The organism is Microbacterium murale (assembly GCF_014635185.1).
GTDB lineage: Bacteria > Actinomycetota > Actinomycetes > Actinomycetales > Microbacteriaceae > Microbacterium > Microbacterium murale.
The window spans coordinates 432,476-452,723 of the sequence record NZ_BMCM01000002.1; the positions used below are offsets into that span (position 1 = coordinate 432,476).

Below are 20,248 nucleotides of genomic sequence, written 5' to 3' on the forward strand. Positions count from 1 at the left end.
GGCATCTGCCGTTAACCCGCAACCGACACAGTCGAGGCGTGCCTCAACGCACCGTATCCATCAATCGAAAGCATCTCTCGATCGCGGCGACGATCGCAGGGGACATCGACGCCGGACGCCTGTCCGTCGGCGACACGCTTCCCAGTGAGTCGTCGCTCGCTGCACGGTTCGGCGTCGCTCGGGGAACGATCCACCGTGCTCTCGAGCACGTCGAGCACACCCGTAAGAGCCTCTCCCGTCGTGGGACACGGTGGGTCGTGCACCCGGAGACCCTCGCCCAGGATGTGACAGAGCTGCGTTCATTCGGGCAGTGGGCGAAGGCAATCGGCCACGAGCCGGGCGGTCACACCCTGCACTGCACCGAGGGCCGAGCGAACGCCGAGGAGGCGCACGCCCTGGGGATCACCGCCCAGCGGCCCGTCCTTCGCATCATGCGGCTGCAGTCCATCGATGACGTCCCCATCATGGTCAAACGCACGACCTTCCCGCAGTGGCTCATGCCGACAATCGCACAGCTGCCAGAGGATGCTCGATCGATCATGGAGGTCGTCGAGCGTGCCCACGGCCCTCAACTCGCCTACGGCGAGCACCTCATCTCGGCGATGCTCCCGGATCCGGAGGATGCCCGGCTGCTCGGAGTATCACGCATCACGCCGCTGCTGCGCGTCCAACGGTCCGCGCGCACGTTCGACGGTCGCCCCTTCGAGTACAGCGACGACCGCTACCTCGCGACAGCGACCTCGCTGAGCATCGTGAATTCGGCCCCACACGGCGTCTCACTGAACGCGCACTGACGGTCCGCACCAGCCGTCAGTGCGCGTCACCGACTCTTGGCCCGCGCTCGCCCTTCCCGTCGTCTGCCGTGCAGGGTGCGGACCCGCGCACCTTCTTGAGTGGAGGCGCCACGGGACCATCCCCGGGGTGAACCCTCCCTTGGAAGGACACACCATGACCATTCCCCGTTCGCGAACTTCGCGTATCGGAGCTGTCTGCGTCGCCACGGCAACCGTCTTCGCGGGCGTCCTCGCCCCAGGCGTTGCAACGGCGTCCACGTCAGTGCCGGCATCCGCCGACCTGCCCTCCGAAGATCGAGTCTTCCTCTCCGAGTCGTTCGACTCCGGTGCCATTCCCGAGAGCTGGAACGCGATCGCTGGCGAGTGGAGTGTGCAGGACGGAGAGCTCGTCGGCGCCAGCACCAGCGAAGATGCGAAGATCACGTTCGGAGAAAACCGCGAGAACTTCGCGATCGACGTCGACGTCACCTTCGAGTCCGCCGCGAACAGCGCGCGGTGGTTGGCGCTTCTGATCGATGGACCCGCTGACGGCTCCACCCCCTGGCAGCACGCGGCACTGCGCAACGGGTCGAGCGCGGGCAACGGCGTCGAGTTCGCGCAGCGCACCGCAGCGGGCACCTGGAACGTCACAGACGCCGCGGCGACGGCGACCGACATCGGGATCGGTACCCAGGCGCACCTCCGCGTGGAGGTGAACGGCAACGTCGGCACGTGGTACGTCGACGGCGAGAAGATCGTGACGACACGTCAGCTCGTACGCACAGCAGACGGCGTGCAGGGTCTGATCGCCAACGGTTCGGTGGTCCACTACGACAATCTGGTCCTCACCGAGATCGACCCGCTCCCACCGATCACGCTCCGCCAGCCAGGTGAGACAGGCGTGATCGTCGGGCACCGCGGCAACTCGTCTGTCGCCCCGGAGAACACCATGCCCGCATTCGTTTCCACGACGCGATCAGGTGCGGAGTACTTCGAGATCGACATCAGCCTTTCAAAGGACGGCGTGCCCGTCGTCATGCACGACGGCACCGTCGACCGCACGACCGACGGCACCGGCGCGGTGAGCGATCTGACGCTCGAGCAGCTCCGCGCGCTCGACGCCGGCTCCTGGTTCTCCCCCGCGTTCGCCGGCACGAAGGTCCCCACCTTCGAAGAAGTGCTCACCTACGTCGCGAACGGCGGGACGGATGTCGTCATCGAATACAAAGGCGACTGGAACGTCGAAGACACCCAGCTCACGGTCGACATGATCGAGGCCGCGGGTGTCGAGAACAAGGTCTTCGCGCAGAGCTTCAGCACCACGTCGGTCGCGAACTTCGCCGCTGTCGCACCCGATCTCCCGGTCGGATACCTCACCGGCGGAATCGACAGCACGATCATCGATACGGCCAAGCAGATCGGTGCGGATGCCGTCAACCCGAGCAGTGCCACGGCCGAGAGCGTGGCCTCGGCACACGAAGCGGGCCTTGGCGTGTTCGTCTGGACGCAGGACAGCCCCGACGCCTGGGCGTCACTGACCGCGATGGGCGTGGACGGTATCATCACCAACCGCCCCGATGCCCTTCGCGGGTGGGTGCAGCGATACAACCAGGCGCCCCCCGAGGAGCCCGGCACCCCCGAGGAGCCTGCCGCCAACGAACAGGACATCGCGGTGAGCATTCCTGAGGCCGGACAGCCCGCTGGAGAGTTCACCTGGCGCTTCAGCTCGCAGGAGGTCGTCTCACTCGGTGAAGCGACCCCGCTCGGTGACAGCTACATCGCCACCGGTGCGCTCAACGACATCGAGATCACCGACACCCGCTCGAACCCGTCATCGCCGTGGACGCTCTCCGGGCAGGCATCGGCATTCGAGGCGGACACCGAATCCTTCGAGTCGAGCGCACTCGGATGGACGCCTCGCCTGACCGCCGAGGGTGCCGGTGCAGTCGCCGGTGAGCGCGTCGCTCCGGGTGAAGGCGATGGCCTGTCGCGCAGCGCCGTGCTCGTCTCGGCCCCGAGCGAGGAGTTCAAGGGCCTGGAGGCCGCGGTCGTCGGTGCCGACCTCGACCTGCGCCTCCCAATCGGACAGGGCGCCGGCGACTACACGTCGACGCTGACGGTCACCGTCATCCAGTGACACCAGGGCGGGGCGCGGTCGTCCGCCGCGCCCCGCCGCTCCTTCCGCCCTTCCACGAAAGGCCTGTTCCGATGACTCTTCTTCCTTCCCGACGGTTCCGATTCCTCCTCGGCACCATCGCAGCATCCGTGCTGGTCGCCTTCAGCGTCGGTGCGACCTCCGCTCTGCGCGCGCATGCGGCTCCGGCATCCGTGGCATCTCCCTCCCAGGCATCCGTCGCGGATCAGGTCGCGTGGAGCATGATGCCGGTGATCACCGATGTCGGCGAAGAGCGCAGCAACTTCGCCTACGCCGTCGAGCCGGGCGCGACGATCGATGACGCGGTGCTGGTGCGCAACTCGGGAACATCCGCACTCACTCTCGCGGTGTACGGCTCAGATGCCTTCACGGATGAGTCCGGAGCGTTGGACATCGCGACGACCGAACCGGGCTCAGGGGCGATCGGCACGTGGATCACTCCGAGCGTCGAGAGCGTGAGCATCGAGCCGGGCGGTCTGGTGCGCATTCCCTTCACGCTCAATGTTCCCGCCGATGCGCAACCCGGCGAGCACGCCGGAGCTCTGCTGACCGTGTTGGAGAGCTCCGGCGACACCGTCTCCGTCGATATGCGCTACGCCACGCGCGTCACTGCGACGGTGGCGGGCGATCTCACCGCCGGCATGTCATTGGATCGGGCACGGTTCGATGTCGAGACCGGGTTCTGGCCATGGGAATCCGCCACCGCTTCGGTCGCCTACGACGTGCGCAACACCGGGAACACCAGACTCAGCGCTGTGCAGCTGATCACCGCGCAGGGTGTCGAGATGTATTCGTCACCGGACGCGGCGACAGGTCTCACGACACTCGCCGAACTCCTCCCCGAAGCCGCGGTCTCTGTCGACGCGACGGTGAAGGGGCTGACGGCGTGGACGCCGTTCGCTGCACTGCACATCGCGGTGTCGCCGACCGTCCTGGCCCCTGCCGGCGCAGAGGCGCCGACGATCGATCAGCAGCAGGTGACGCTCACCGCGGTCGCGATCGCACCCGGGTGGTGGGTGATCCTCGCCGCACTGGCCGCAGGCGTCTTCGTGATCATCCGGCTCGTCACAGGTCGACGGCGCCCCGCGCCGCGTACGCCGCGATGATGTGACGCGACTCCGAGACTGCAAAACCACGCCGAGACTGCGACGTATCGCAGCGGTCTCGGCGTGGTTTCGCGGTTTGGTGAGGAGCAGCGGTCAGAGGCCCTCGACGATCGCGCGCATCAGGTCGGCCGTCTCGGACGGCGTCTTGCCGACCTTGACTCCGGCGGCCTCGAGGGCCTCCTTCTTCGCCTGAGCGGTGCCCGCAGAGCCTGACACGATGGCGCCGGCGTGGCCCATGGTCTTGCCCTCGGGAGCCGTGAAGCCTGCGACGTAGCCGACGACCGGCTTGGTGACGTGCGCCTTGATGTAGTCCGCAGCGCGCTCTTCGGCGTCGCCGCCGATCTCGCCGATCATGACGATGGCCTTGGTCTCGGGGTCGGCCTCGAACGCTGCGAGAGCGTCGATGTGCGTGGTGCCGATGACCGGGTCGCCGCCGATGCCGATGGCGGTCGAGAAGCCGAGGTCGCGCAGTTCGAACATCATCTGGTACGTCAGGGTGCCCGACTTGGAGACGAGGCCGATCGGGCCCTTGCCGGTGATGTTCGCCGGAGTGATGCCGACGAGCGCCTCACCAGGGGTGATGATGCCGGGGCAGTTCGGCCCGATGATACGGGTCTTGTTGCCCTTGTTCTGCGCGTACGCCCATGCCTCGGCCGAGTCGCCGACGGGAACGCCCTCGGTGATGACGACGAGCAGCGGGATCTCGGCGTCGATGGCCTCGATCATGGCGTCCTTCGTGAAGGCACCGGGGACGAAGGCGATCGACACGTCGGCGCCGGTCTCCTTCATGGCCTCTGCGACGGATGCGAAGACGGGCAGTTCGACAGGCGCCCCGTCCTTGTCCGTGTGCGAGACGGCTGTTCCGGCCTTGCGGGCGTTGACACCGCCGACGACCTGGGTGCCGGCCTTGAGCATGAGGGCGGTGTGCTTGGTGCCCTCGCCGCCGGTGATGCCCTGGACGATGACCTTGGAATCCTTGTTCAGGAAGATCGACATTTCTCTAATCCTTTTCTGAGGTCTCGGAGAGTCAGGCGTTCGCCAGCTCGGCGGCCTTGTCAGCGCCCTCGTCCATGGTGGCGGCGAGGGTCACGAGCGGGTGGGCGTACTCGGCGAGGATCGCACGACCCTCTTCGACGCGGTTGCCGTCCAGTCGCACGACGAGCGGCTTGGATGCCGTGTCGCCGAGCGTCTCGAGTGCACCCTTGATGCCGTTGGCCACGGCGTCGCAGGCGGTGATGCCTCCGAAGACGTTGACGAACACGCTCTTCACCTGCGGATCGCCGAGGATGACATCGAGGCCTGCGGCCATGACCGCTGCGGATGCTCCGCCGCCGATGTCGAGGAAGTTCGCGGGCTTGACGCCGTTGTGATTCTCACCGGCGTAGGCGACGACGTCGAGCGTCGACATGACAAGGCCTGCGCCGTTGCCGATGATGCCGACCTCGCCGTCGAGCTTCACGTAGTTCAGGCCCGACTCCTTGGCCTTGGCCTCGAGCGGGTCGGCTGCGTCCTTGTCCTCGAGCGCCTCGTGCTCGGGGTGGCGGATCTCGGAGGCGTTCTCGTCGAGCGTCACCTTGCCGTCGAGGGCGACGATGTCGCCGTCTTCGGTGCGGACCAGCGGGTTGACCTCGACGAGCGTGGCATCCTCACCCTTGTAGACCTCGTACAGCTTCACGAAGACGTCGGAGACCTTCTCGATGAGGTCTTCGGGGAAGTTCGCGGCGCGAGCGATCTCGACGGCCTTGTCCTTGTCGATGCCGGTCAGCGGATTGACCTCGATGCGCGCGAGCGCCTCGGGCTTCTCCACCGCGAGCTGCTCGATCTCCATGCCGCCCTCGACGCTGCAGAGCGAGAGGTACGAGCGATTCGCACGGTCGAGCAGCACCGAGAAGTAGTACTCCTCAGCGATACGGGCACCGGCAGCGACCATGACGCGCTTGACGATGTGACCCTTGATGTCGAGTCCGAGGATCGCCTTCGCGGCCTCGTATGCCTCGTCGGGGTTCTTGGCGACCTTCACGCCACCGGCCTTGCCGCGGCCGCCGGTCTTGACCTGCGCCTTGACGACGACCACTCCACCGAGCTTCTCTGCTGCCGCTTTCACCTCCTCGGGGGTGTCCGCGACGATACCGGCGAGGACCGGCACTCCGTACTTCTCGAAAACGTCTCGTGCCTGGTACTCGTACAGATCCACTGTGCTTCCTTCACTGGGTCTCGGTCCGGAAAGTCTCTCGATGTCGAGACATCGACCAGTCCTAAAGCCTACTACCTCCGTCTGAGCACTCCGTGTCACGCGCTCGCCTCCCGAGGATGAACATATGTTCCCCGTTTTTAGCTTTTTTCGTTGTTTTCGTCGAACCTTTCGACTATTCTGAATGCATGGAACCTTGGTTCGACGATGTGGATGACCGGCCGCGTGATGCGGCGTTCTTCGTGGAGTCTGCGCTGGATGATCTGCAGTGTGCGGATGTCGATCTGAATCGGTATGAGGCGCGTCGGTCGGCGAGGATTGCGGATGCTGTCGCTCTCGCCCGCCGCAATCCCCAGGTGTACGTGCATGGGACGGACAAGGATGCGCTGGGCCAGGCGGAGCGTGCGGCGATCTTCGACGTCGCGTTGCGGCTGAGGTGCTCGGAGGACTACGTGCGCGGCGTGCTGTTCACGGCGGAGCAGGCTATGGCGCATCTGCCGTTGCTGTGGCAGCAGGCCAGGGACGGGTTCGTGTCGATGTATCTCGTCGGTCGCACCGTCGGCGCTCTGGCACGGGTGCGGGCCGATGTCGGTGCGTCGGAGGAAGAGCTCGAGCTCGAACGTGAGGCGATGCGGCTGATCGATCAGGCGGCGTCGGAGTGGGCACTGTCGTGTCCTCCGGCGGCCTTCGCTCGTCGGTTGCGCACTCTGGTCGATCGGCTCGATCCCATCGGCGCGGCCGAGCGTCACGCCCGTAAGGTGCGGGAGCGCCGCGTCGTCGTCCAGGAGGACGAGGACGGCATGAGCTGGTTCATGGCGTACATCCCCACGGTCGAGGCGATCGCCGCGAAGCGCCGGTTGACGTCCACGGCGAAGCATCTGCAGAAGCATCCGAATGAGTGCCGCACGCGCGATCAGATCCGTGCAGATCTGTGCTCCGAGTGGTTGCGCGGTATCGGCACCCCTACGGCGGTCAAGACGAAGATCTTCGTCACCATCCCCGTCGAACTCCTCGAAGCCGAGCGTGAAGCCGAGCGCACAAACGCCGCACGCGCCGCGGCGCGGCAGGCCGAGCTCGTCGGTCACGGTCCGATCGACCCGCTCACCGCGAAGCAGCTGTTCCTCGATGCGAAGGCCTTCCGCCGGGTGATCGTCGACCCCATCCGCAGCGTCGTGGTGGACATGGACCGCCGCTCCCGCCGCGCCACTCAAGCCCAGCGCGAATGGCTCATCCTCCAACACGGCACCTGCGCCAGAGACGGCTGCAACCGACTCGCCCAAGACGCCGACATCGACCATAAGACCCCATGGGCCCAGGGCGGCAGGACCGACATCGAGGAGCTCAGACCCCTGTGCCCACGCGATCACGTCCACCGCCACCTCACCCGCGCGATCTACCGCAGTCGCCCCGACAGGTCAGTCCAGGTCATCACGCCCACCGGTCACCACAGCACCGCGCCCTCACGCGCTCCCGCCGCCGAGCCACCGTTCTGATCGACGGCAGACCGATCACCCCCGGCGCCAGGAGCGCAGGTGAGTCAGGCTTTCCGCCCGAGCCCGCAAGCCCCACGGGCGCACCCGCATTAGGCTTCTCGCTATGCATCAGTCCGCAGAGCCGCGCACCGGCGTCGTCGCCGCAGCGCTCGACCTGTTCCGCGCCCAGGGTTTCGACCAGACCTCGGTGGAGCAGATCGCGAAGGCGGCAGGCGTCTCCCGATCCACCTTCTTCCGCCAGTTCGGCGGCAAGGAGGACGTCGTCTTCACCGACCACGAAGTGCTGCTGGAAGAGGTGCGGGCCTTCCTTGCCGAGGGGCACCGCGATCCGTGGGAGGCCGTCTGTCAGGCATCCCAGCATGTCTTCGCCCACTTCGCCCACGATCCGGAGATCGCCCGCCTGCGCTATCAGGTCGTCAGGCAGGTGCCGGCGCTGCGCGAGCGCGAGATCGTGACCGTGTTCCGCTACGAACGCCTCTTCGACGAATACCTGCGCAGCGCGCTCCCCGGCATCGACCCGCTGGATGCGGTCGGTTTCGCCGCCCTCGTCACCGCCGTGCACAACCACGTGCTGCGCCAGCTGCTGCGCGGCACGAAGCGCGTCGCACCCGCTGTGCTGCAGTCCGCCCTCGACGACGTGCGCCGCCGCTATGGCGTGCTCCCGGATGCTGCGGACGAGACCCCGAGCGACATGGTGGTCGCCGTCTTCTCCCGATCGATGCCCATCGCCGAGGTCACTCGACGGCTGCAGTCCGACCTCAGCTGAGGCGAGGCGGCCGCAGGCGCGTCGCCGTGCGGCGGCCCGACCCGCGCCCAGGGTTCAGTCGCAGCTGCACCCACCCGATGCGTTTCGCACCATGAAGCAGACATCGCACGTGCCGTAGTCGCGTTCGATCGTCTTCGTGGGGCGCGCTGCGCTCACGGTGGAGGCCGTCTTGCGTGGTGCGCGCGCAGCAGGAGCCTTCTCCGCGATCGGGCGGAACTCGCTCGGGTGCGTGGCGTAGAAGTATGGGGCGCGGCCTTCGCTCGGCCGCAGACGCAGCACGGTCGCACCGACCGAGATCAGCTCATCCTCGGCGAAGCCGTTGGTGTACGTCTTGCCGATGTGCAGTGGCGTGCCTCCGTCACTGCGGATCGCCTCGATGTAGCGGCCGCGATCGATAAAGGACGTGATGCCGACGGCATCCGTGATCGCGGTGATGAACTCGTGGTTCTGCGTGTCGATGCGATGCGCGCGAAGCGCCTCGGAGAGGTTGCGGTATGGACGGGACGTGCCGGCGGGGGTGGGCCCCTGTGATTCATTCATCGTTCTCAGGATCGCACGTCTGGCTGGGAGCACCAGACCATTCTGCGATGGGCGCTCTTCCGCGGTGCGGCGCGTACGGCGAAGATGGAGGCATGCGCTACGAGATCCCCGCTCCGATGCTCGCGAAAGCCGCAGCATCCGTTCCCGATCCGGTGAAGACGAGCGGCGGGATGCTGTTCGAACCGAAATGGGACGGGTTCCGCGGCCTGGTCGCATGGGACGGCGAGACCCTCGAGATCGGCTCCCGCGGGGCGAAGCCGCTCACCCGCTACTTCCCCGAACTCGTCGAGGCTCTGCCGAAGATCCTCCCCGGCCCGTGCCTGCTCGACGGCGAGATCGTCGTCGCCACCGGAGAACCGGGTGCGCAGCGGCTCGACTGGGAGGCGCTCAGCCAGCGCATCCATCCCGCCGCCTCCCGCGTCGAGCGTCTCGCCGCCGAGACCCCGGCGATGTTCATCGCGTTCGACCTGCTCGCCGACGGCGACGAGGATCTGCAGCACAGACCGTTCCGCGAGCGCCGGGCACGACTGGAATCGCTGCTCGCCGATGCGCGGCATCCGCTCCAGCTCACCCGCACGACCGAAGACGCCGCCATGGCCAGGCAGTGGCTCGCGGAGTTCGAGGGCGCCGGCCTCGACGGAGTCGTCGCCAAGCCTCTCGACCAGCCCTACGCGCCGGGCAAGCGCACGCTCATCAAGATCAAGCACGCCCGTACGGCCGATGTCGTCGCACTCGGCTATCGCATCCACAAGTCCGGATCCGGTGTCGGGTCGCTGCTCGTCGGGCTGTACGACGACAGTGGTGTTCTCCGTCAAGTCGGAGGCGTCGCGGCCTGGAGCGACAAGCGCAGGCAGGAACTCGTCGACGAGCTCGCGCCTCTCGTGGAGCGCGACGAAGACGGTGCCGCGGTGACGGGCGAAGGCGAACGCAGCAGGTTCAGCGGTTCGAAAGACGTGTCATTCGTGCGCCTGCGGCCAGAGCGGGTTCTCGAAGTCCGCTACGACCAGCTGGAGGGTGCCCGCTTCCGGCACACCGTGCAGTTCGAACGGTGGCGCCCAGATCGCGATGCGCGCTCCTGCACGTACGACCAGCTCGACACCGTCGCCGGCTACGACCTCGCCGACGTGCTGGCGTGATCATCGAGCTGTGATCGGGAGCACGCGGACTCACTCCTCGATGCGATTCCCCTCGGAATCCCAGTTCTCCGCGACCATCTTGCTGGGCTGCACGCGCGGGGGCTCACCGGGCATCTTCGGGAAGTCAGGCGGAAACGACAGCTCGCCGAGGCCGTTCTCGAGATCGCGCTCCCACCACCCGAGCAGGGTGTCGATCCGGCCGGGTGACTTCTGGATCTCGGCCCATGGATCGCCGACATCCGCGAGCCGTGCCGGGATGCTGCGCACGGTGAAGAGGTACGGATCGAGGCCGTCCAGCTCGTCCCACTCCACCGGTGTCGACACCGTCGCCGCCGGCAGCGCGCGCGGGCTGTAGGCGCCGGCCATCGTGCGGTCGCGGTTCGCCTGGTTGAAGTCGACGAAGATGCGCTCACCGCGCTCTTCCTTCCACCAGCTCGTGGTGACCTGCTTCGGCATCCGCCGCTCCAGCTCGCGCCCTGCGGCGATCACCGCGTGGCGCACATCGAGGAACTCGTGCGTCGGCTCGATCGGGCAGAACACGTGCAGCCCCCGGTTGCCGCTGGTCTTGATGAAGGGCTCGAGCTCGGCCTCGCGCAGCACCTCGCGCAGACCGTGCGCGGCGACGACGGCATCCGCGAAGTCCGTTCCCGGCTGCGGATCGAGGTCGATGCGCAGCTCGATCGGGTTGTCGGTGTCGGTCGCGAGCGACGCCCACGGATGGAAGACGATCGTGTTCATCTGCATCGCCCAGACGATCGCGCTCGGCCGGTTGAGGACGATCTGCGGATGCTGACGCCCGCTGTTGTACGTCACCATCACCGAATCCACGAAATCGGGCGTGCCCTTGGGCGGATTCTTCGAGAAGAAGCTCTCTCCGCCGATGCCAGCGCGGAAGCGCTCGAGCGAGACTGGCCGGTTCCCGTTCGCGTTGAGGAACGGCTCGGCGGCGACCTGGAAATACTCCGCGAGCTCCGCCTTGGTGATGCCGGGCTCAGGCCAGATCACCTTGTTCGGACTGGAGAGGTCGATCTCCCGCTCCCCCTCAGGGTCGGAGACCGTCAACGTCACGCGCTCAGAAGCCATGCTCCGACCCTAGAGCGGGCGGGCACGAGCGCGATAGTGTCAGTCGCCCAGATCGACCGCGAGCACGATCACGGCGGCCAGCGCGTCGCGTTCGACGATGAGCGAGGGACCAGCCGAGTCGACCAGCACACCGGCGAGTGACGCGTGACTGGTGAGCAGCTTGGCGAGCTGCTCCGGGGTGAAGGGCATGGGCTTGTCGCCGCGGCCGAGTGCGACGACCTCGAGCGGGTGCGAGAACACCTGCAGGAAGCGGCGGCCGTCGGCGGTGTGCGCCTCGGCGATGCCCACCTTCGCTCCTTCGGTGCCGTCGTTGACCGCGACCCAGACCTTGGTCTTGGCGAGAGCGTCGCCGACCTTCCGTGCCGTGTCCTGCTCACGCGGAGCGGAAAGGAGCGACTTGATCGTCATGCCGGGATCGGCCTGTTCGAGCGCCTTCGTGAGAATCTCGATCGAGAACACCGCGCGATGCGCGCCAGAGGCGTTGTCGATGATGAGTCCGCTGAAGCCGCCGGATACGACCTGCTGCAGCACGGCGGTGACCGGCTGCGCGACCGCCGATGTCGCCGTCGGTTCGGTCTCACGCTGAACGGAATCGCGCACCGCGACCGCCGAGCTGAACGCGAGCATGTACGCACGCTCGCCGTCGCGGACGACCGCGACGGAGAGCGGCTTGCCCTCGCTGATCTGCGTGCGCGCGTCGCCGCTCACGCGCAGGAAAAGGTGCCCCTGCAGCATCTGACGCAGCACGCCGATCAGCTGCTCGTTCGTCGCGCCCTCTTCGATCTCGGCGAGCGCCGTGCGCAGCAGGACGTTGTCCTTCATGCCGGGGACGGATTCGGTCTGCGCCGGCGGCAGCGCCGGCGCGAGGGGAAGCGTGCGCTTCTCGGGTGCGGTCGGCACAGATGCACCGGATGCCGTCGGCCGCGGAGCCGCGATCGGGCTGGGGGTGTTCGGCGCAGGCTCATCCGGATCGGGGAGCTTGACCTCGGGGCCCGCCGCCGCGCCGACACCGCGGAACGCCTGAACCGAGATCCCGATCTCGGGCACCGGTTCGCTGGGCGGCTGCTCCTGTTCGGCACGCTCGTCGGGAGCATCCGCCTCGATCGGCGTCTGCGACTCGGACGCGTCGTCGGTCTTCTTGCGGCGGTTGAACAGTGCCATATCGATCAGCCTAACCCGGCCGCGTGGGGTGTCTGAGTCCGGTGGCGTCCGTTCGCCGCAGTGGCGGAAGGATTTCCCGGCTTCAGTCGCGCATGAACCCGGGAGACCCTTCTGGCATGCGCTGACACGCGGGTGGGTCGCCGCGCGAGGCGACGGGGCGCCGAGGCGGCGTGGATCCGCGCGGACGCGGACGCGGTTCGGCGCCGTAGCATGGGGCCATGCCTGCCCCGGAGAAGCTCTCTGACATCGTCACGTCGTTCCTCGACATCGTGCACGACCGGCTCATCAGCGACCGGCGCGGGGCGGTCGCCGATTACATCCCGCAGTTGGCCGGTGCGGATCCTGAGCTGTTCGGTATCGCCCTGTGCGGACTCAACGGCCGCGTATACGAGAGCGGCGACACCGGCGTCGACTTCACGATCCAGTCCGCGTCGAAGCCGTTCGTGTATTCACTCGCTCTCGACGATCAGGGTCTCGATGCCGTGCACGACAGGGTGGGAGCCGAGCCGAGCGGCGAGGCGTTCAACTCCGTCAAGCTCGAGGCCGGTACAGGGCGGCCGCCGAACCCGATGGTCAACGCGGGCGCGATAGTGACGACGTCGCTCGTCTCAGGGCGCTCCCCCGAGGAGCGTTTCGGGCGCATCCTCGCTCGCCTCAGCGCCTTCGCGGGTCGCGACCTGAGCGTCGACGAAGCCGTGCTGGCATCTGAGCAGGAGTCGGGCGATCGTAATCGTGCACTCGCCTATCTCATGCGCGGTGCCGGCTCTCTCACCGCCCCTGTGGCGGAGACGCTCGACACGTACTTCCGACAGTGCTCCGTACTCGTCACGGCGCGCGACATCGCCGTGATGGGCGCGACCCTCGCCAACGGCGGCGTGAACCCGGTGACGGGTCAGCGTGTGACCAGCGCGGAGACCTGCCAGCATGTCATGACGATCATGGCCACCTGCGGCATGTACGACTACGCCGGTGAATGGCTGCTGCGGGCCGGGCTCCCGGCGAAATCAGGAGTCGCGGGCGGACTCGTCGCGAGCTCGCCAGGTGAGTTCGGGCTCGGACTCTTCAGTCCGCGACTCGATGCGAGCGGTGCGAGCGTGCGCGGTGTCGCGGCGGCCCAGCAGCTCGCGACGCGGTTCGGCCTGCACGTGCTGCATCGTCCGCTCACGCTGTCGGCGGCAGAGGTCACGGCCGCGAACGATGAGCTCGCGGCAGGACTCGGTGCCGAACAGGATGCCGTCGCCACCCAGATCCTGCAGGAGAACGCCGATGACCTGGCCGTGTGGCGTCTGCGCGGCTACATCGACTTCGATGGAGCCGAACGGCTGCTGCTCGATCTCGACTCGTGGCTCGACGCGCGTCCGGCCGATCGCGATTCGCCGGCGGTCATCGTCCTGGATCTCACCGAGGTGACGCAGCTGCAGTCCGTCGCGGTGTGGATGCTCGCCGCTCTCGCGACCTGGTGCCGTGCGCGAGGTATGCGGGTCATCGCGAGCGACCCGCAGGGCCGCAGTCTCGGGGTGGCAGGCCTCTCGCAGTCGGCCGGGTTCGACGATGCCGTGCGCGACGCGGCGACCATGACCGGTGCGATCCCGAACGGCTGAGAGCGTCTACAGCTTCTCGATCGGCGCGATCTTGATGAGGAGCTTCTTCAGCCCCGCAGCCTCGAACCGTACGTGGGCGATGCGCTTCGCGCCTTCGCCGGTGACGGCATCCACTCGTCCTTCGCCGAAGTCGGAGTGCCGAATGCGGTCGCCGGCATTGAGCTCGAGGTCGCCGTTGTCACGCACCTTGCCGGTGACCTTGTTGGGGAACTTGTCCATCGATGTCGACAGCGGCTTGAGAGTGTCTCTCGGGGCCAGGGGCTTGACGCCGAAGCGATCGCCACCCGACCCGAAGCCGCCGCTGCCTGACCCGCCGCCGCGACGCGCGTTGAGCGCACGCGACTGCATGCCGCCTCGGGAGTTCACGTCTCCCGGCGACTGACGCCAGTCGACCAGGTCGCCAGGGATCTCCTGCAGGAACCGGCTCGGCATCGCCACCGACACCTCGCCGAACTGGGCGCGGGTCATCGCGAGCGACAGGTGCAGGCGCTTGCGCGCACGCGTGATGCCGACGTAGAACAGCCGACGCTCTTCCTGCGGTCCGCCAGGCTCCCCCGCCGAGATGCGGTGCGGGATGAGGTCTTCTTCGACACCGGTCACGAACACGGCGTCGTACTCCAGGCCCTTGGCCGTGTGCATCGTCATCATCGACACCGATCCGGACTCGTCGTCCAGATCGTCGGCGTCGGCGACCAGCGCAACCTCGGTGAGGAAGTCGACGATCGTGCCGTCGGGATTGTTGCGGGCGAAGTCGCGCGTGACGGCGACCAGTTCGTCGAGGTTCTCGACGCGGGCCTCATCTTGCGGGTCACGACTGGCGCGCAGCGCATCGAGGTACCCGCTCTTCGCGAGCAGCAGGCTGAGCCCGTCCGCGACCGAGGTCGAAGGCGGCACCTCGCCGGATGCGGGCAGCAGGATCTCGGTCGCCTCTTTCAACACGGCATCCAGCTGGCCGATGCCCGCCTGGATCTTCGGCCCCACGCCGAGCTGACCCGGTACCGAGAGCGCTTCGCGGAACGAGATGCCGTGATCTTCGGCGAAGCGCGCGATCGCGGTCTCGGTGACGTCGCCGATGCCGCGCCGCGGCTTGTTCAGGATGCGCCTGACCGACATCTCGTCTGCGGGGTTCGCCACAGCGATGAGGTACGCCATGGCGTCTTTGATCTCGGCGCGCTCGTAGAACTTCGTGCCGCCCATGATCTTGTACGGCACGGCCGAGCGGATGAAGATCTCCTCCAGAGCACGCGACTGAGAGTTCGTGCGGTAGAACACCGCCATCTCCGAGTACGGCATGCCCGAGCGGCGGAGCGCCTCGACCTCATCCGCGACGAATTGCGCCTCATCGTGCTGCGAGTACCCGGTGAAGCCGACGATCTTGTCGCCCGCTCCCCTGTCGCTCCAGAGCTTCTTGTCCTTGCGGTCGAAGTTGTTGCCGATCACGGCGTTCGCCGCCGAGAGGATGTTCTGCGTCGATCGGTAGTTCTGCTCGAGCAGCACCACGCGAGCACCGGGGAAGTCGCGTTCGAACTCGCTGATGTTGCGGATGTCGGCCCCGCGGAACGCGTAGATCGACTGGTCGGAGTCGCCGACGACGGTCAGCGATGCACCCTCCAGCTCGGATGCCGTCGCGTCTGAGTGCGATGGCTCGAAGATCATCATGCCGTTGGAGGCATATGGATCGGGGCCATCGCCCGACACAGGGCGCGTGAGTTCGTGGATGAGCGAGTACTGGGCGTGATTGGTGTCCTGATACTCGTCGACGAGGATGTGCCGGAAACGGCGACGATACGTGTCGGCGACCTTGGGGAACGCCCGGAACAGGAACACCGTCTGGCCGATGAGGTCGTCGAAGTCGAACGCGTTGGCCTTGCGCAACTGCCGCTGGTAGTCGGAGAAGATCTCGACGAACTTGCGCTCGGCGGGGTCGGACATGTTCGCCTGGCGGGCGAAGGACTCGGCGTCGGAGAGCTCGTTCTTCAGCTTCGAGATGCGCGACTGGGTGGCTGCAGGAGTGAGTCCGTAGGCGTCGGCCTCATGCTCCTTCACCAGCCGCTTGATGAGCGCGCGCGAGTCGCCCGAGTCGTAGATCGTGAACGACTTGGTGAAGCCGAAGTGGTCGGCCTCGCGGCGCAGGATGCGCACACATGCGGAGTGGAACGTCGAGATCCACATGCCACGCGCGGCGTCGCCCACGAGATCGACGACGCGCTCGCGCATCTCTCCCGCAGCCTTGTTGGTGAACGTGATCGCGAGGATCTGGCTCGGCCATGCCTCTCGGCCTCGCAACAGCGAGGCGATGCGGCGGGTGAGCACGCTGGTCTTGCCCGAGCCCGCACCGGCGACGATCAGCAGTGCTGGGCCGCGGTAGGTGACCGCTTCGAGCTGTTGCGGGTTGAGACCTGCGAGAAGGTCGTCTTGGTCCGGCGCCCCAGGTGTGTGGGGGCCGGCGTTGGACGGGACGATGAGAGGGGCTTCGGTCATGACCTTACGAGTCTAGGCTGGGCCACAGACGCCCGGTAACGATCCGTATCGAGGAGGAAGACATGATCAGCGAGCTGCAGGAACAGCAGTGCCGAGAGCTGTTGACCACGACGACGGTGGGAAGGATCGGCTTCGTCGTAGACGAGCGCGTCCACATCTTCCCGGTCAACTACGCCGTGTCAGGCGATGACCTCCTCGTGCACACCTCTTCCGACGGCATCCTGAGACGCGTGGGCGACGCGGATTCCATGGTCGCGTTCGAGATCGACTATCACGACGACCTCGCGGGGACAGGCTGGAGCGTGTTGATGCATGGGCAGATCTCGACCGCGAGCGACGAGGACGTCCCCACGACCGCCGGCCGTGCACCATGGGCCGGCGCTGAGCGCGTGCTGCCGCTGCGGTTCCGCATCGAGAGCATCTCCGGTCGGCGCGTCCGACGCGAACGACCCTGAGAGATAGGAAGAACCATGCGCACGATCCTCAACGTCATCTGGCTGGTCCTGTCCGGATTCTGGCTGTTCCTGGGCTACATGCTCGCGGGCATCATCCTGTGCGTGCTGATCGTCACGATCCCGTGGGGCATCGCGTCGTTCCGCATCGCCGGCTACGCGCTCTGGCCGTTCGGACGTCAGATCATCGACAAGCCGCGAGGCGGGGTCGGAGCGTTCCTCGGCAACGTGGTGTGGGTCGTCCTCGCCGGGTGGTGGCTCGCGATCGGCCACATCGTCTCCGGCATCGCCCTGTGCATCACGATCATCGGCATCCCGATGGGCATCGCCGATTTCAAGATGGTGCCGATCTCGCTCATGCCGCTCGGCAAGGACATCGTCTCGACCCGAAGGGGTCCTTTCGACTCGAAGCGCTGACACGTCGGCGCTGCCCAGCGGCGCCACCCATCGGCGCAGACGCTGAAGGCGCGTGGAGCGGTCGGCTCCACGCGCCTTCAGCGCTGTACGGCTAGGCCGTCTGTCGCCGGCGACGCAGGGTCACTGCGATCGCACCGGCGAACAGGAGTCCCAGCGCGAGCACGAGGGCTGCGGCCGGGAGTTCGGAGCCGGTGGCCGCGAGCCCTCCGCCGGCGGCGGTGACCTGGATGTTCACCCAGCCCAGGAGCTCCCCGTCCGCGGAGTACACCGCGAGACGATGCGCGCCGGCCGCGGCATCCTTCGGGATCGTGACCGTGATCGCACCTGCGGCGTTCAACGTGCCGTCGGCGAGGAACGTCGGGTCGGAGTACATCCAGACTTCGACGTCGGCGCCTGGGTGCTGCGCGAGCGTGATCGTCACCTTCTCGCCCGGGGCGACGGATGACTTGTCCACCGTCGCTCCGCCACGATTGCCGTCCACGATCGCGTCACCGGGAAGCGGTTCGATCGACGGGCCGGGCTGGCTCCCACCGTCGCCGGAGCCAGGACCCTCGCCAGCAGCGGCCGGCAGGGTTCCCGTACGCAGTGCCTCTGACGCGAACCCGTCGGCGAACCACCACACCGGACGCTGGCCGTTCGATGCGAGTGAGGCCGGCGCCGTGGCGAAGCCCTCGTTGTTGATGTCGGGCAGACCTGCCGCGCGTGCGAAGTGCGCGATGCCGGGTTCAGCCGTGCCGTTGAGCGTGACCTGCGCCGAGGCGCCGTGGCATCCGTCATCGCACACGGCCCACAGCACGCCGAGCACCGAGTCGTAGTCCAGCGCCATGACGCCCGCAAGGTCTGGGTCGATCGTCGAGACGAGCTGCGCCGAGCCGTCGGCGGCCAGGGCGAACGCGTACACGCCGCCGTTGTCCTCGACGGCGACGAAGAAGAGACCGGCGTTCTTGCCCGCGTACGCCGCCGGGTCATAGGCCGCCTGAGCCTCGTCGTCGAAGAGCTTCCCGGTGAGTGCAGCATCCGGTACCCACTCGACCGCCTCGATGCCGAGGTTCGCCCCGACGGCGGGGAGCCGTGCGGTGAGATCCCACTCGGTCAGCGCGACGAGGTCGGAGCCGGCGCCGTTCGGGTCGACCTGCAGGATCTTGTTCTCGTTGACGCCCTTCGCGCTGTTGTCGCGCTCGGATGCCACATAGACGAGTCCGTCGGCATCGGTCGTGATGCCCTCGGTGTCGGGGCCTGCGGCGCCGGGTGCGTCAGCATCCTTCTGGAAGCGCACGCGCTTGCCGTCCGCCCAGCCGTCGACCATCGAGACGGAGCCGTCGGCCGAGGCCTTCAGCTTCCAGATGCGCCCCTCGCCGTTGTCGACCGCCCAGAGGAAGGTGCCGTCTGCGGTCTCCTGGACGTCGAGTCCTGAACTGTCCTCAAGGAACATCGGCGCAGAGTCCAGCACTCGCACGTCGGCGGAACCCGGCCACGGGGCGAGCTCGATCTCGCCGCCGCCGTCGTCACCGCCGCCCTCGCAGACGTTCACCGCGCCCTTGGTGGACAACGCGACGTCGATGAACTCGTCGCCGCAGCGCGCCCAGACGCCCTTGGCGTGATCGGCGTACACGTGCTCGGCCACCGTCTTGCCGTTCGCATCGCGCACCGTGACGGTGTCGCCGCCACCGAGCCCGAAGTCGAAGTTCGCCGGCTGGTCGAACACGAAGTATCCGCCCGCCGCCAGCACGGTTCCGGTCGGCAGCGGAGTGGTCTCGGCCGCGTGCCCTACCGGATCGCTGTCCATCACGGTCCAGCCGGACATGTCGACGGCAGCCGCGCCGGCGTTGAAGACCTCCACCCAGTCGGTCGCGTCGCCGTTCGACTCGATCTCGTTGATCACGACATCGGGGCTGACGCAGGCGTTGGATGCTCCCGGGGTCGGCGTCGCGAGCGCGAAGACACCCTCGCCGTCGGTGCAGCGGGCCAGCGTCGCGGCGGCGAAGTCGCCGTCGATCGCGGCGTGCCCCTCCCAGGGAAGCGTGTCGTCGACGAGCGCACCGGAGACGTCGAACAGGCGGATGCGGTCGGCGGAGCCGATGCCGATCGGCTCGCGGAATGCCGTCTCGATGCCGTCGACGATGCCGATCGTGCCCTCCTCGACTACGAGGAATCCGCCGGCCTCGAGAGACGTGCCCGGCGCGAACTGCCAGCGGTGGTCATCGGAGTTGTCGCGGATCTCGTAGCCGGAGAGGTCGAAGGCCGCGTCGCCCGGGTTGTAGAACTCCACCCAATCGGCGGGTTGCGAGTCGACCTCGTTGATCCGCACGGATCCGGCGACCGGTGTCTCGGGCTCCTCCGGCTCTTCCGGCTCTTCCGGGATCGTCTCGAACGTGTTCTCCGCACCCTTGGTCGACGCCGTGGTGAGGCCCCAGACCACTTCACCGTCCATATCCTGCGCGCCCCAGCTCGGCACGGCATGCGTTCCTTCCGGCCAGGTGGTCTGCAGCAGCGGCTGGGCGCCGTTCGCGTCACCCGGTGCGAACAGACGCACACTGTCGCCCTTGCCGAGACCGAAGTCGAAGTCGCCCTCCCCCGTATCGGACAGGGTGTCGATGACGAGGTAGCCGCCGGGCGTCACGATCGTGCCGGCGGGGAACGTGTACGGGTTCTTGTCGCTCTCGTCCTGGACGATGTAGCCGCTCAGGTCGACGTCGGCGTCGGAATGGTTGTAGAACTCGATCCAATCGTCGGGGCTGCCCCCGTTGGAGACGACTTCGTTGATCCGGACGCCGAGGGACGCCGCGGCATCGACAGCAGTGGCGCCGAAGGCGGTGGTGGGAACGGCGAGCAGCAGGGTGGCGCTCATCGCGCACACCGCCGTCGTCGCGAACCCGCGTTGCAGGCGTGACAT

General features: G+C 67.3%; 16 protein-coding genes. 9 read left to right on the plus strand and 7 right to left on the minus strand.

The genetic code is table 11. The features are described from left to right. The first annotated feature begins 38 nt into the window (after positions 1–38). The 3 genes from IEV67_RS08455 to IEV67_RS08465 all read left to right on the plus strand — a co-directional run bounded on the left by IEV67_RS08455 (position 39) and on the right by IEV67_RS08465 (position 4,034). Complete coding sequence (locus IEV67_RS08455; protein ID WP_188436132.1) at positions 39–794, plus strand: GntR family transcriptional regulator; 756 nt, start codon at positions 39–41, stop codon at positions 792–794. A 154-nt stretch (positions 795–948) separates the two neighbouring features. Continuing rightward, on the plus strand, positions 949–2,910 hold the full coding sequence (locus tag IEV67_RS08460) for a glycerophosphodiester phosphodiesterase (RefSeq protein WP_188436133.1): 1,962 nt from the start codon (positions 949–951) through the stop codon (positions 2,908–2,910). Positions 2,911–2,981: 71 nt separating this feature from the next. Beyond that, positions 2,982–4,034 carry a WxL protein peptidoglycan domain-containing protein gene (locus tag IEV67_RS08465; RefSeq protein WP_188436134.1) on the plus strand — a complete coding sequence of 351 codons (1,053 nt, stop codon included), beginning with the start codon at positions 2,982–2,984 and terminating at the stop codon, positions 4,032–4,034. Positions 4,035–4,127: 93 nt separating this feature from the next. On the opposite strand, the gene sucD is transcribed toward IEV67_RS08465, so the two are convergent. Beyond that, positions 4,128–5,030, minus strand: coding sequence for a succinate--CoA ligase subunit alpha (gene sucD / locus IEV67_RS08470; RefSeq protein ID WP_188436135.1), 903 nt, complete (start codon positions 5,028–5,030; stop codon positions 4,128–4,130). Between the two features lie 31 nt (positions 5,031–5,061). Then, positions 5,062–6,228, minus strand: coding sequence for an ADP-forming succinate--CoA ligase subunit beta (gene sucC, locus IEV67_RS08475; protein WP_188436136.1), 1,167 nt, complete (start codon positions 6,226–6,228; stop codon positions 5,062–5,064). 185 nt (positions 6,229–6,413) lie between these two features. On the opposite strand from sucC, the gene IEV67_RS08480 reads away from it, so the two are divergent. Beyond that, a complete protein-coding gene (locus IEV67_RS08480; protein ID WP_188436137.1) occupies positions 6,414–7,718 on the plus strand; it encodes an HNH endonuclease signature motif containing protein in 1,305 nt (434 codons plus the stop codon). A 103-nt stretch (positions 7,719–7,821) separates the two neighbouring features. Further along, positions 7,822–8,484, plus strand: a complete 663-nt coding sequence (locus IEV67_RS08485; protein WP_188436138.1) for a TetR/AcrR family transcriptional regulator — start codon at positions 7,822–7,824, stop codon at positions 8,482–8,484. A gap of 54 nt (positions 8,485–8,538) precedes the next feature. Here the strand turns inward: IEV67_RS08485 and IEV67_RS08490 are convergent, their stop codons facing one another. Continuing rightward, entirely contained in the window at positions 8,539–9,024 is a 486-nt protein-coding gene (locus IEV67_RS08490) for a hypothetical protein (protein ID WP_188436139.1), read from the minus strand. Between the two features lie 92 nt (positions 9,025–9,116). Between IEV67_RS08490 and IEV67_RS08495 the strand changes: the two genes are divergently transcribed. Further along, on the plus strand, positions 9,117–10,160 hold the full coding sequence (locus IEV67_RS08495) for an ATP-dependent DNA ligase (RefSeq protein ID WP_188436140.1): 1,044 nt from the start codon (positions 9,117–9,119) through the stop codon (positions 10,158–10,160). A gap of 30 nt (positions 10,161–10,190) precedes the next feature. Here the strand turns inward: IEV67_RS08495 and ligD are convergent, their stop codons facing one another. Beyond that, the gene (ligD, locus tag IEV67_RS08500; RefSeq protein WP_188436141.1) at positions 10,191–11,243 is read right to left on the minus strand and encodes a non-homologous end-joining DNA ligase; all 1,053 of its coding nucleotides are present in this window, start codon (positions 11,241–11,243) and stop codon (positions 10,191–10,193) included. Between the two features lie 39 nt (positions 11,244–11,282). Further along, a complete protein-coding gene (locus IEV67_RS08505) occupies positions 11,283–12,404 on the minus strand; it encodes an SseB family protein (RefSeq protein WP_188436142.1) in 1,122 nt (373 codons plus the stop codon). 218 nt (positions 12,405–12,622) lie between these two features. Here IEV67_RS08505 and glsA point away from each other — a divergent pair, with 218 nt between their 5' ends. Continuing rightward, positions 12,623–14,005, plus strand: coding sequence for a glutaminase A (glsA, locus tag IEV67_RS08510; protein WP_188436143.1), 1,383 nt, complete (start codon positions 12,623–12,625; stop codon positions 14,003–14,005). A 6-nt stretch (positions 14,006–14,011) separates the two neighbouring features. On the opposite strand, the gene IEV67_RS08515 is transcribed toward glsA, so the two are convergent. Further along, complete coding sequence (locus IEV67_RS08515; RefSeq protein WP_188436144.1) at positions 14,012–16,486, minus strand: ATP-dependent helicase; 2,475 nt, start codon at positions 16,484–16,486, stop codon at positions 14,012–14,014. Positions 16,487–16,548: 62 nt separating this feature from the next. Here IEV67_RS08515 and IEV67_RS08520 point away from each other — a divergent pair, with 62 nt between their 5' ends. Then, positions 16,549–16,941, plus strand: a complete 393-nt coding sequence (locus IEV67_RS08520; protein WP_188436145.1) for a pyridoxamine 5'-phosphate oxidase family protein — start codon at positions 16,549–16,551, stop codon at positions 16,939–16,941. Between the two features lie 15 nt (positions 16,942–16,956). After that, on the plus strand, positions 16,957–17,355 hold the full coding sequence (locus IEV67_RS08525; protein WP_188436146.1) for a YccF domain-containing protein: 399 nt from the start codon (positions 16,957–16,959) through the stop codon (positions 17,353–17,355). Between the two features lie 91 nt (positions 17,356–17,446). On the opposite strand, the gene IEV67_RS08530 is transcribed toward IEV67_RS08525, so the two are convergent. Beyond that, positions 17,447–20,248 carry a lamin tail domain-containing protein gene (locus tag IEV67_RS08530; RefSeq protein ID WP_188436147.1) on the minus strand — a complete coding sequence of 934 codons (2,802 nt, stop codon included), beginning with the start codon at positions 20,246–20,248 and terminating at the stop codon, positions 17,447–17,449.